14 protein-coding genes are annotated in these 12093 nt (G+C 66.3%); 10 read left to right on the plus strand and 4 right to left on the minus strand.

Annotated elements, in window-relative coordinates:
• Window positions 1–118: 118 nt before the first annotated feature.
• Window positions 119–1420 (minus strand): RsmB/NOP family class I SAM-dependent RNA methyltransferase, encoded by a 1302-nt coding sequence (locus tag PMI42_RS30680; RefSeq protein WP_008141936.1) that lies wholly within the window; start codon window positions 1418–1420, stop codon window positions 119–121.
• 34 nt (window positions 1421–1454) lie between these two features.
• A complete protein-coding gene (locus PMI42_RS30685) occupies window positions 1455–1877 on the minus strand; it encodes an MAPEG family protein (protein WP_035967093.1) in 423 nt (140 codons plus the stop codon).
• A gap of 158 nt (window positions 1878–2035) precedes the next feature.
• On the opposite strand from PMI42_RS30685, the gene PMI42_RS39800 reads away from it, so the two are divergent.
• The 10 genes from PMI42_RS39800 to PMI42_RS30735 all read left to right on the plus strand — a co-directional run bounded on the left by PMI42_RS39800 (window position 2036) and on the right by PMI42_RS30735 (window position 10468).
• Window positions 2036–2650: a hypothetical protein gene (locus PMI42_RS39800; RefSeq protein ID WP_008141941.1), complete on the plus strand. Its 615-nt coding sequence runs from the start codon at window positions 2036–2038 to the stop codon at window positions 2648–2650.
• A gap of 70 nt (window positions 2651–2720) precedes the next feature.
• Window positions 2721–3563: a metallophosphoesterase family protein gene (locus tag PMI42_RS30695; RefSeq protein ID WP_035967108.1), complete on the plus strand. Its 843-nt coding sequence runs from the start codon at window positions 2721–2723 to the stop codon at window positions 3561–3563.
• Window positions 3564–3703: 140 nt separating this feature from the next.
• A complete protein-coding gene (locus tag PMI42_RS30700) occupies window positions 3704–4999 on the plus strand; it encodes an alanine racemase (RefSeq protein ID WP_008141945.1) in 1296 nt (431 codons plus the stop codon).
• A gap of 8 nt (window positions 5000–5007) precedes the next feature.
• Complete coding sequence (locus PMI42_RS30705) at window positions 5008–5667, plus strand: amino acid ABC transporter permease (RefSeq protein ID WP_008141948.1); 660 nt, start codon at window positions 5008–5010, stop codon at window positions 5665–5667.
• A 9-nt stretch (window positions 5668–5676) separates the two neighbouring features.
• On the plus strand, window positions 5677–6327 hold the full coding sequence (locus PMI42_RS30710; RefSeq protein WP_008141951.1) for an amino acid ABC transporter permease: 651 nt from the start codon (window positions 5677–5679) through the stop codon (window positions 6325–6327).
• Window positions 6314–7042 (plus strand): amino acid ABC transporter ATP-binding protein, encoded by a 729-nt coding sequence (locus PMI42_RS30715; RefSeq protein WP_008141953.1) that lies wholly within the window; start codon window positions 6314–6316, stop codon window positions 7040–7042. The genes PMI42_RS30710 and PMI42_RS30715 overlap by 14 nt, the downstream gene beginning before the upstream one ends.
• Before the next feature lie 31 nt (window positions 7043–7073).
• Entirely contained in the window at window positions 7074–7871 is a 798-nt protein-coding gene (locus PMI42_RS30720; RefSeq protein WP_008141955.1) for a transporter substrate-binding domain-containing protein, read from the plus strand.
• A 55-nt stretch (window positions 7872–7926) separates the two neighbouring features.
• Complete coding sequence (locus tag PMI42_RS30725; RefSeq protein WP_008141958.1) at window positions 7927–8271, plus strand: RidA family protein; 345 nt, start codon at window positions 7927–7929, stop codon at window positions 8269–8271.
• Between the two features lie 62 nt (window positions 8272–8333).
• Window positions 8334–9362, plus strand: a complete 1029-nt coding sequence (locus PMI42_RS30730; RefSeq protein ID WP_008141960.1) for a succinylglutamate desuccinylase/aspartoacylase family protein — start codon at window positions 8334–8336, stop codon at window positions 9360–9362.
• Between the two features lie 41 nt (window positions 9363–9403).
• A complete protein-coding gene (locus PMI42_RS30735) occupies window positions 9404–10468 on the plus strand; it encodes a LacI family DNA-binding transcriptional regulator (RefSeq protein ID WP_008141962.1) in 1065 nt (354 codons plus the stop codon).
• Between the two features lie 6 nt (window positions 10469–10474).
• Here the strand turns inward: PMI42_RS30735 and PMI42_RS30740 are convergent, their stop codons facing one another.
• The gene (locus tag PMI42_RS30740) at window positions 10475–10783 is read right to left on the minus strand and encodes a hypothetical protein (protein ID WP_008141964.1); all 309 of its coding nucleotides are present in this window, start codon (window positions 10781–10783) and stop codon (window positions 10475–10477) included.
• Window positions 10784–10932: 149 nt separating this feature from the next.
• Window positions 10933–11955 (minus strand): NADPH-dependent curcumin/dihydrocurcumin reductase, encoded by a 1023-nt coding sequence (gene curA / locus PMI42_RS30745; protein WP_008141965.1) that lies wholly within the window; start codon window positions 11953–11955, stop codon window positions 10933–10935.
• Window positions 11956–12093 lie beyond the last annotated feature (138 nt).

Genomic DNA, 12093 nt, shown 5'->3' on the forward strand with positions numbered 1-12093 from the left:
CCTGCACCATAGATTATAGCAACCATAGGTTGAAACGCAAGACAGTTCGGCGCCCCTCAAGGACTACAGACCGTTGTTTTCAGGCGGCTTCATCGGAGTGCACGCTGCTCTATTGCAGCTATGGCCTCCTCTTCAGCATCGAGACGAAGAACCCATCCGTCCCAGTCCGGCGCGGCGTCATCAGCCATCCCTCCGGCGATTGCAGCGCGGCGTCCGCAAACTCTTCCGCCTTGTCCCAGAGCACGCTCGCGGTCTGCTCGGGCGGGACAACCGCGAATTCCGGGTGGCGCTCCAAGAACGCCCTGACCTGCTCGCCATTCTCTTCCGGCAGCACCGAGCAGGTGATGTAGGCGATGCGGCCGCCCGCCTTCACCAGCGGCACGGCGCGGTCCAGCACCTCGGCCTGGTCGCGCAGGCGGATCTCCAGCGCACCCGGGCGCATACGCCATTTGGCGTCGGGGTTGCGGCGCCAGGTTCCGGTTCCCGTGCAGGGCGCGTCGATGACCACCAAGTCGGCCGAGGCGTGGATGTCGGCCAGCGTGTCGGTCTCGCCCTTGGGCGTGCGGACATCGGCATTGTGGACACCGGCGCGCGACAGCCGTTCGTGGATAGGCGCAAGCTGTCGCTTGTCGCTGTCGGTCGCGATCAGCCGGCCCTTGCCCTGCATCATCGCGGCGAGCGCCAGCGTCTTGCCGCCGGCACCGGCGCAGAGATCGATCACCTGCTCGCCGGGCTTTGCCGCGGTGAGCCTGGCCGCAAGCTGCGATCCCTCATCCTGCACTTCAACGGCGCCCTTGATGAAATCCTCTTCGGCCTGGACGCCGGGGTTGCGCGCATCGGCCGAAAGCTCGATGCGCAGGCCGTTTGCGGACCAGGGCGTCGGTTTCGCATGAAGATGAGCAAGCCCGCGCAGCACCTTGTCGCGACTGGACTTTAGCGTGTTGACGCGAAGATCGAGCGGCGCCCGGCTCGCCATCGCGGCCGCCTCCGCCGCGCGGTCCTCGCCAAAGACTTTTGCCAGATGGGAATCGAGCCATTCGGGATAGTCGCCGGCGATCGCAGCGGGCGCGTCCTTCAGGGAACGCGAGGCTAGCGCCGCCTGCTCGGCCTCGGTCAGCGGCGCCGGGGCAAACCGGCTACCGTCGAACAGCGCGGCCATGGTCGCCGCGTCCATGTTGCGCTCGAGGCGGAGCATGCCGATCAGCCGGGCGCGCGCGGTGTCGGCGTCCATCAGGTAGGCGCTCGAGGCGTAGCGGCGCAGCACGTCCCAGACGAGCCCGGCGATGGCGGCGCGGTCGCCGGAGCCGGCAAAACGGTGCGCGGTGCCCCACTCCTTCAGCGCCTTGGCCGCGGGCACGCGGTCCTTCTCGATGGTGTCGATCAGTTCGATGGCTGCGGACAGCCGGGCAGCGGGAGTCATTTGAATCTTTCAGATTGGATCCGGCACCTAAGGCTCAGATCAGCAACAGCATCTTCAGTGCGAAGTAGATCCACATCGCGAGCAGCACCAGCACGCCGGCGAGCCAGACCGTGGAGCGGCGGCCGAGATCGTTCGAGGAAACGAACACGCCGGCATGGGCAAAGCGCGTCACCACGAACACCCAGGACATCAGCACGATGAAGAGATCGGCATGGCGCAACGGAAGCGCCAGTGCGATCAGGGCGTAGAACAGCACCGGCAGCTCGAACTGGTTGCGGTAGCAATTGGCGATTTGTGTGGCGCCCTTCGGCCAGTTCGGCTCGCCGAGCGCAATGTCGCGGATCTTGGTCTCGCCCGAGACCAGCGCCTTGCGGCGCCCGAACACCATGCCGATCAGGAGCGCGAAGGTGAGACCGACCTGCACGAAGACAGGCAGCAGGACCATTTGGACAGACATCGGAACTTTCCCGTAAGGCGGAACGCCGCGGACCGTCATTAGCCGCGACTGCTGGCGCTGACAATCAACGAGTTGAACCGGTGTTCCCGATCCGGCGACCAACTGCCGATAGTTAAAGCGATTTTGGCCCCCTGGGGGGCGCAAGGCGAGCTAGCGCCATGAATATCCTGTCCAGCCTCTTCACCGAATCCGCCGACGGCCAGCTCGGTATCCTGATGTCGATGCTGTCCGGTATCGCGGCCGCGCTTGCGGTGGCGCTGGCGATGACGGTGTATTTCCGCCTGAGCTACCGGACCTGGCGCGACGTGGTCAGGCATGGCCTCGCCACCCTTGCCGCCGTCGCCTTGTTCGCCTTTGCCGCCTACGACATGCGCCACGCCGCGCTTGCCTATCTCGGCCTCAACCCGTCCAAGCCCGCGGTCGAGTTCGAGATCCGCATGCCCCGGGAGACGCTGACGGCTGTCACCGATACCCAGATTGAGCTGCACACCGACCGCAACCAGACGCTCGCGCTGGTCGAGGGCGTGCGCGATCTCGCCGACGGCCGCGCCCTGCTGCGCGGCGCGGTGGCGCTCAACCACCGCACCACCGACCGCGTGCTGGTGGTGAACCTGCCCGGCAAGGGCACCTTCGAATTCCGCCTCCGCCTGCCCGCCGAACCGCATCGCTCCGAACAGTTCGGCCCCTGGCACCTCGCCGATCGCATTGCATCGCCGGTGACAGGCGCGGTCGCCCCGCAGGACGCCTTCACGATCCGCTATCGCGTGCTTTAAACTTTGTTTCATCGGGATGCATGCGCGCGCCGTCATCGTTTCGACGTGTGACAACGCATATGCTGATCGCATGTCCGAATTTCGCCTCACCCAGATTTCCGACACCCATCTCGGCCGGCGCTTTCCCGGCCTGATCGCAAACTTCCATCGTGTCTGCGAACACGTCGATGCGAACAGACCCGATCTCGTCATCAACACCGGTGACGTGTCCTTCGACGGGCCGACCGGCCGCGACGATGTCGCATTCGCCAAGGGCTTGCACGACGCCCTGCCCGTCGCCTGCCGCTACATCCCCGGCAATCACGACATCGGCGACAATCCGACCGCGATCGGGTCGGCGCCGAAGCCGCCGGTCGAGGAAAAGCACCGCCTGCAATTTCGCGACATCATCGGCGAAGATCACTGGTCGTTCGAAGCGGCCGGCTGGCGCTTCATCGGCCTCAACACGCTGGTGATGAATTCGGGCCTCGCCTTCGAGGCCGAGCAGTTCGACTGGCTGGCCTCCGAAGTTTCGCGCCTGAACGGCAGGCCTGTTGCGCTGTTCCTGCACAAGCCGCTGTTCCTCAACCTGCCCGACGATCCAGAGACGCCCGAGACCTCAATCCGCTACGTGCCGCAGCCGGCGCGCGCGCGATTGATCGAGATGTTCGCGCCTGTCGATCTGCGCCTGATCGCCAGCGGTCACGTGCATCAGCGCCGCGACTTCACCTGGCGCCACACCCGCCACGTCTGGGCGCCGTCAGCCGGCTTCAAGATCAACGATGCGCGCCAGGACCGCATCGCGATCAAGGAGACCGGCCTCGTCGAGTATCGCTTCCGGCCTGACAGCTTCGAGGTCCGCCATATCAGGGCCGCTGGCCAGCTTGATGTCGATATCGAGGAGCTGCTCGCCCAGATGGGCGTCGAGCACTAGCCAGTCGGCAGGCATTTACCCCTATCTAAATACCACATTGCATCAAAAGTAGCTTGTAGATGGCTAGAAGAGCCTGATGACAACGTTGTCATTACAGCATATCGTTCCATCGGCGGTCGAGGGCCGCTCAGGGAGCGACGATGCAGTTCTTGTCCCGGTGGGATAACCAACGTCTTTCAACGACAATCCGGGGCATTCCCTTGGTCGATGGCCTGGCAATGGAAGACATCGCCAGCCAGCGATGGTCACCTTCGCGCGGCGACCTTGCCCTGCCCGCCCTTACCCTCGATGAAGCCGCCTTCGCGGCCAACCGCGACCTCTTCCTGCGCTGGTGCGCGAGCGCACGCGTGAACGTCGCGCCTCACGCCAAGACGCCGATGTCGCCGGAGCTCGCCCGCTCGCTGCGTGCGGCCGGCGCCTGGGGCACGACGGTTGCCAACATCCAGCAGGCCGCCGTGCTGCTCGCGAGCGGCGAGCGACGCCTGCTGCTGGCCAATGAGATCGGCGGGCTCGCAGCCGGCCGGCGGCTCGGCGCGCTACTCAGCGCCTATCCCGATGTCGAGTTCCACGCTTTCGCGGATTCGCCCGCGGCAGTCGCAGCGCTGGCCGAGACGGCGCGGATTGCGGAGCGCGCCGAATTGTCCGTGCTGGTCGAACTCGGCGCAGGCCGCGCCGGCGCGCGAGATCGCACCGCGATCGAGGCGACGATCGCAGCCGTGCTCGCCGCCGACCGGCTCGTGCTCGGCGGGGTCGCGACCTATGAGGGCGCTGCGGCAACACAGGATGCCGACGAGAGCCTGCGCGCCATCGCGGCACTGCTGGAGCGCAGCATCGAGACCTTTGCGCTGGCGCGCGCCGCCGCTCCGCAGCGGCCGCTGATCCTGAGTGCCGGCGGCTCGGCCTATTTCGATATCGTCGCGCGCGCGCTCGCTCCGGTCGCGCAGGCCGACGGCAACGCCAGCATGATCCTGCGCTCGGGCGCGCTGTTCTTTGCCGATCATGGCATCTACGCCCGCGCCTTCACCGAGATCGATCGGCGCGGCGGTCTCCTCATCGACGGCCTGCGCCATTCCGCTGTGGAAAGCTTTCGCCCTGCGCTGACGCTCTGGGCCGAAGTGTTATCGCGCCCCGAGGACGGGCTTGCGGTTGCCGGCTTCGGCATGCGCGACGCCTCTTTCGACCAGGGACTGCCCGTACCCTTGCGCGTGTTTCGCGACGGCGTCGAGCAGCAAGCTCTCGCCGAGAGCATGTCCGTCACGCGCCTCAACGACCAGCATGCGTTCCTGTCCGTCGCCCACCATTGCGCGCTTGCGGTCGGCGACATCGTCGCCTTCGGCATCTCGCATCCCTGCACCTGCCTCGACCGCTGGCGCGTCATCCTCGGCCTCGATGCCGACGGCGTGGTGACGCGCGCCCTCCCCACCCAGTTCGGTTGAGGGCGGCGATGAACTTCCTGCCGCTCTGGCGCTATCAGAACCAGCTCATCGACGGGGCCATCGTCACGCTCGAGCTGACGGTGATCGCGGCGCTGGCGGGTCTCGTGATCGGCATCGCCGGCGCGGTCGCGCTGAACGGACGCATCGCGCCGCTGCGCTGGCTGGTGCGCGGTTACATCGAGCTGTTCCGCAACACGCCGTCGCTGATCCAGATCTTCATCATCTTCTTCGTGCTGCCGAATTTCGGCCTGAAGCTGCCGGCGTTCGAATCTGCCGCCGTCGCGCTCTCGCTGTATTTCGGCGCCTATTCGGTCGAGATCATCCGCGCAGGTCTCGACTCCGTGCCGAAGAACCAGATCGAGGCCGGGCAGTGCCTTGGGCTGTCAGGCTGGCAGGTGTTCCGTCACATCCTGCTGCCGCCGGCGCTGCGTAACGCCTATCCGGCCGTGACCAGCCAGTTCGTTCTCCTGCTGCTCGGCACCTCGCTCGCCTCGCAGGTCGCAGCCGACGAGCTGTTCCACGTCGCCGGCTTTATCGAGAGCCGCACCTATCGCAGCTTCGAGGTCTATGCGGTGATCTGCGCCGTCTATTTCGCAATGGCGATGTCGTTCAAGGCGCTGTTCGCCGTCATCGGTCTGGCGGCGTTCCGCTGGCCGCGGCGGCGCTGAGGGAAGACGATGCGATCTTTCACCCTCATCGATTTCGTCTCGCTGTTCGCAGCGCTGCGCTGGACCGTCGCGCTGGTCGCACTCGCGCTCGCCTTTGGTGCACCGCTGGCGCTCGGGCTCGCCATGGGCCGCATCAGCCGCCTCGCCGGCCTGCGCTGGACGATGGCGGCGTGCATCCAGATCGTCCAGAGCGTGCCGCTGCTCGGGCTGCTGTTCTTCTTCTATTTCGGCATGCCGGTGTTCCTTGGCATCCAGGTGCCGGCACTCGTCGCCGTCACCGTCGCCTACACGCTCTACACCGCCGCCTTCCTCGGCGAGATCTGGCGCGGCGGCCTCGAAGCCGTGAAGCAGGCCCAATGGGAAGCCGGCGCCTGCCTTGGTCTCTCCGCGTGGCAGCAGTTCCGCCACATCATCGCGCCACAGGCGCTGCGGCTGTCGCTGCCGCCGACCGTCGGCTTCCTGGTGCAGCTCATCAAGGGCACCTCGCTCGCCTCCATCCTCGGTTTCGTCGAGCTCGCCCGCGCCGGCCAGGTGGTGAGCGCGGCGACGTTCCAGCCGCTGCTCACCTACGCGCTGGTCGCCGCGATCTATTTCGCGCTGTGCCTGCCGCTCACGCTCTGGTCCCGCTCCCTGGAGGCCCGCCTCGATGGCTCTCGTTGAAATCCGCGACGTGCACAAGACATTCGGCAAGGTCGAGGTGCTCAAGGGCGTCTCGCTCGACGTCGAGGAAGGCGAGATCGTCACGATCATCGGCCGCTCCGGCTCGGGCAAGTCGACGCTGCTCCGCTGCATCAACGCGCTGGAGAGCGTCGATACCGGCGAGATCCGCGTCGAGGGCCAGAAGGTTCATGCCAAGATGGCTGACCTGAAGAAATTCCGTCAGCGCGTCGGCATCGTGTTCCAGGCCTTCAACCTGTTTCCGCATCTGAAGGTCGAGCGCAACATCACGCTCGCCCCGCTCCTCACCGGCCGCATCGAAAAGGCCCGCGCGCGGGCGCTGGCCGAGGACGTGCTGACCCGCGTCGGCCTCGCCGACAAGATCGACGCCTGGCCGGAACAACTCTCCGGCGGCCAGCAGCAGCGCGTCGCGATTGCCCGCTGCCTCGCCATGGCCCCTCACCTCATGCTGTTCGACGAGGTGACGTCCGCGCTCGATCCCGAGCTCGTGGGCGAAGTCCTGAAGGTGATGGAGGCGATGGCGAAGCAGGGCATGACGATGATCCTCGTCACCCATGAGATGGGCTTTGCCCGCAACGTCGCCAACCGCATCGTCTTCATGCATCAGGGCCGCGTCTGGGAACAGGGCCCGCCGGCAAAACTGTTCGCCAACCCTGAAACCCCCGAGCTCGCAAGCTTCATCGCTTCTTCGAAATGATCAACCAGCCATCCGCCACCAGGAGAGAGTCATGAGACAATTGAAGTCCCTCTTTACGATCGCAGCCACGGCACTCGCCGTGCTCGCCGCCCCCACCCTCGCGCACGCCGACAAGCTCCAGGACGTGCTCGGCTCCGGCAAGCTGCGCGTCGGCCTGCTGACCGATGCCGCGCCGTGGGGCTTCAAGGACGACAAGGGCGAGATCGCGGGCCTCGATGCCGATCTCGCCCGGCTGATCGCCGCCGACATGGGTGTGAAGCTCGAGCTGGTGCCGGTGACGGGTGCCGCGCGCATCCCGAGCCTGCTCTCCGACAAGATCGACATTCTGATCGCGGGCCTCGGCGCCACGCCCGAGCGAGCCCAGCAGGTGATGTTCTCGCAGCCCTACGCGGTGGTGAATCTCGGCGTCTACGGCGCCAAGTCGATTCCTGCGGCGACCGGCAAGAAGCCCGACAATCTCGACGGCCGCAGCGTTGCGGTCGCCAAGGGCTCGACGCTCGACGTCTGGCTCACCGACAATGCCCCGAAGGTGAAGCTGGTGCGTTTTGAAGACACGCCGGCCGCGCTCGCCGCCTTCCTCGCCGGACAGGCCGACACCTTCGCCGAGAACAGCGCCATCGCGCTGAAGGTGCAGGACCAGAACCCGACCAAGGAGGTCGAGCTGAAATTCCTGATCCGCCAGTCGCCGGCCCATGTCGGCGTCCGCCAGGGCGAGCAGAACCTGCTGAACTGGATCAACACCGACATCTTCTTCAACAAGCTCAACGGCAAGCTCGGCGCACTTCAGCTGAAATGGTTCAAGGAAGAGCAGACGCTTCCGACGCTGTAAGCTCGCACACGGCTCCCGCACCATGCGGGAGCCGACCTTCACGAGGAGATTTCATATGATCAAACGTTACGTCGTGGGATCGCGCATGAGCCAGGCCGTCGCCGCCGGCGGCATGGTGCATATCGCGGGTCAAGTCGCCGACGATCGCAAGGCCGGCATCGTGTCGCAGACCCGAGAGGTGCTCGCCAAGATCGACGCGCTGCTGAAAGAGGCCGGCTCCGATCGCTCCAGGTTGATCGCGGTCAACGTCTTCCTGCCGCACATCACCGACTTCGACACCATGAATTCGGTCTACGATGCCTGGATCGATCCGGCCAACCCGCCGGCGCGCGCCTGCGTCGAAGCCCGTCTCGCCGATCCAGACCTGCGCGTCGAGATGACCGCGGTCGCCCTGCTGTAACGGCACCGTCCTTCCTTCAACCTTCGGCCGGCGTCGGCGACGACGCGGCCATGAGGCCTCCCATGCATACCGGACTGTTTCACGACATCGATTTCGAGAAGGACCAGAAATGGTCCGGCCATCTCGGCATTCCCTTCTCGATCGATCGCTCTCCCTATTACCAGCTCAAGATCCCGATCTTCCGGATGAGGAACGGCGCCGGCCCGAAGCTGCTTCTGATGGCCGGCAATCACGGCGATGAATATGAGGGCGAGATCACGCTGACGCGGCTGTTTCGCCGGCTCGATGCGAACGCCATCAGGGGCGAGATCACCATCCTGCCCTTCGCCAACTGGCCCGCCGTCATGGCGGCGCGCCGCCGCTCGCCCCTCGACGAGGGCAATCTCAACCGCGCCTTCCCGGGCGATGCCGCGGGCACGCCGACGTTTCGTCTGGCGCACTTCCTCGAGCACGAGCTGTTTCCGCGTCACGATGTCGTCTTCGACATCCATTCCGGCGGCACCTCGATGGCGCATGTGCCCTGCGCGCTGATCGAGCGGCAAGGCACGCCCGAGATGCTGGCCCACGCGCTGCGCCTGATGGAGGGCCTCGGCATGCCCTTCGCCTTCGTCGCCGAGAACGGCTCCACGGCACCGACCTCGATGGCGGCGGCGGCGCGCGCCGGCGCGATCGGGCTGTCCGGTGAGTTCGGCGGCGGCGGCACCGTCACGCCGCAGACCATGGCGCTCACCGCGCGCGCGGTCGACCGGCTGCTGCTCGCGCTCGGCATCGTCCAGGCGCCGGTGCTGGGACCCCATGCGCCGGTCGAGCGCGCCACCGAGCTCCTGGCGTTGCAAAGCCACGCCCAGGCGGTGTTCGCGACCCGGCGCGGCTGGTTCGAGCCCGCGGTCATGGTCGGCGCACGCGTCGCGGCCGGCGACATCGCCGGCTGGTATCACGATTTCGAGCGCCCGGAGCTGCCGGAAGAGGTGCTGCGCTTCCCCGCCGACGGCATCGTGATCTCGCAGCGCCTGCACACCGACAGCCAGAGTGGCGACTGCCTGGTCCAGGTCGGCCGCGGGCTGTCGCGTGACGAGTTGCCCGCACGCTGAACTTCGGAGACGATACCGGCTTCGACTAACCCCAGGATTCGATGAGCGATCCGGCAAGGCCGACCTATGACGACGTGGTGCGCATTCCGGCGCCGCCCGGCCGCAGCAGTGCGACCGGGCGGCCGCCGCGCATCGAGGAGGTGGCGGAACGCGCCGGGGTCTCGCCGATCACGGTGTCCCGGGTGCTGCGCCACCCCGAAAAGGTCAACCGCGAGACGCGCGAGCGCATCCTCGCGGTGATCGAGGCGACCGGCTATGCCTCCAACCCGCATGCACGCGCGCTGCGCTCGGGACGCTCGAACGTGGTCATGGCCTTCGTCTCCAACATCCTCAGCCAGCAATTTGGCCTCGCGGTGCGCAGCTTCGCGGCCGCGCTCGAGCCTGAGGGCTTTGAGGTTCTGGTCGGCCAGACCTCCTACTCCTATGCCAAGGAGGTCGCGATGATCCAGTCGCTGCGCGGCATCCGCCCCGCCGCGGTAATGTTCACCGGCGTCATCGAGCTCGAAGAAAATCGCTCGGCGCTGGCCGAACTCGGCATTCCCGTGATCGAGACCTGGGCGTTTCCGCGCGATCCCATCGACATGCTGGTCGGCCTGCCGAACGCGGATGCCGGCGCGATGGCGGCGCGCAGGCTGGCTGAGGCCGGACATCGCCGGGTCGCCTTCATCGGCCGCAGCAGCGGGCGTGGCGCGCTGCGCCGCGACGGTTTTCGCGCGGCGGCAAAGCAGTTCGGGCTCGAGATCGTCCACGAGATTGGCGTTGGCGAGATCACCGGCCTCGTCGACGGCCGTGCCGCCTTCACCGCCCTGCTCGAGCGCGGCGGCGGTATCGATGCCGTGTTCTGCGCCAACGATTTGCTCGCGACCGGTGCGCTGATCGAAGCGCGCGCCCGCGGCCTGTCGGTGCCGCGCGATCTCGCCGTGCTCGGCTTCGGCGACAACGACGTCGCCGATCAGATCACGCCCGGCCTCACCACCATCTCTTTCGATGCGGCGGCTGTGGGACGTATCGCGGGCGACCTGCTGCTGGCGCGCCTCTCCGGAACGCCGCCCGCCGAACAGCGGCTGGCTGTCGATCTGTTCCTGGTCGAGCGCGGCAGCATCTGAGCGTGCTTACGCGACGCTCTTGAGATCCTGCTGGATCGCGGCCAGCAGGGATTGCAGCGCCGCGCTGCTCACGGGCTTCGCCTCTGTCGTCTCGGATTGGACACTGGCGGTCTGGACGTTGGCAGGCTGCACAATTTTCACCGGACGCCTCGGGAACGGCGGCGTCGGCGGCATCGCCGCCGGTGTGGAACCGCCCACGTCTTCGGTGTGAATGAACTTGCCATGGATGACGTCGTCGCGCCGGCCCATGACGAACATCGTCGCCCAATAGCCGGCGGCCAGAAGGATTACGCAGAAAATACCGATCTCGAACATCGCAACACCCAAAATATGCGCGATGATTCAATGCCTTCCCCGTCCCGTCAATGAACCGGCGGTCACACCTGCGGCTTTTGCAGGCAGGTGTGACCGTTTGGTGACTCTTTCTTAACCATCCACCGCCCGAGAGGCCGGATACGGCCAGATCAGGCCTTGTCCGGTCCCACCCGCACCAGCTGCTTGCCGAAATTGGCGCCCTTCAGGAGCCCCATGAAGGCGCCGGGCGCGCTTTCCAGGCCCTCGGTGACGAACTCCTTGTACTTGACCTTGCCGTCGCGGACCCAGGTGGACATGTCGCGCAGGAAGTCGCCATGACGGCTGGCAAAGTCGGAGACGATGAAGCCGCGGAAGGTCAGCCGCTTGGTCAGGGTCGCGCGCATCATGGATGCGGCCCATTTCGGCGGCTTGGCCTCGGTGTCGTTGTAATGGGCGATCAGGCCGCAGACCGGCACGCGCGCGAACGGATTGAGCAGCGGAAAGACCGCCTCGAACACGGCGCCGCCGACATTCTCGAAATAGACGTCGATGCCTTTCGGGCACGCGTCCTTCAGCTTGGCGGCAAGATCGGGATCGCGGTGATCGATGCAGGCATCGAAGCCGAGCTCCTTCACCACATAGTCGCACTTGTCCTTGCCGCCGGCGATACCGACCGCACGAGCCCCCTTGATCTTGGCGATCTGGCCCACCGCCGAGCCGACCGCGCCGGAGGCGCCGGCGACGACGACGGTCTCGCCGTCCTGCGGCTTGCCGATATCGAGCAGGCCCGTGTAGGCGGTCATGCCGGGCATGCCGAGCACGCCGATCGAGGTCGAGATCGGGCCGAGCTTCGGATCGACCTTGATCAGGCCCTTGCCGTTCGAGATCGCGTGCGACTGCCAGCCGGTACGGGCCCGCACGATGTCGCCCTTGGCAAAGTCGGGATTGCTGGAGGCCGCGACCTCGCTGACCGCCTCGCCTTCCATCACGCCGCCGACCGGCACCGGTGCGGCGTAGGACGGACCATCGCTCATGCGCCCGCGCATATAGGGATCGAGCGACAGCCAGATCGTGCGCAGCAGGACTTCACCCGCGCCCGGCGTCGGAACTGCGAATTCCTCGATGCGGAAATCGGACGGCTTGGGCTCGCCGACGGGACGCGCGGCGAGAACGATGCGTTTTGCTTGGGACATGGCTTCCTCCTGAATGCTTGTTGCAATCATTTAGGAGGTGCGTGGGAATGAAGCAAATCCCACACTCGCTGTCATCGCCCGCGAAAGCGGACGATCCAGTATTCCAGAGGCGGCTGCGATTGAACCGAGAAGCCGCGG

The sequence above is a fragment of the Bradyrhizobium sp. YR681 genome (assembly GCF_000282615.1).
GTDB lineage: Bacteria > Pseudomonadota > Alphaproteobacteria > Rhizobiales > Xanthobacteraceae > Bradyrhizobium.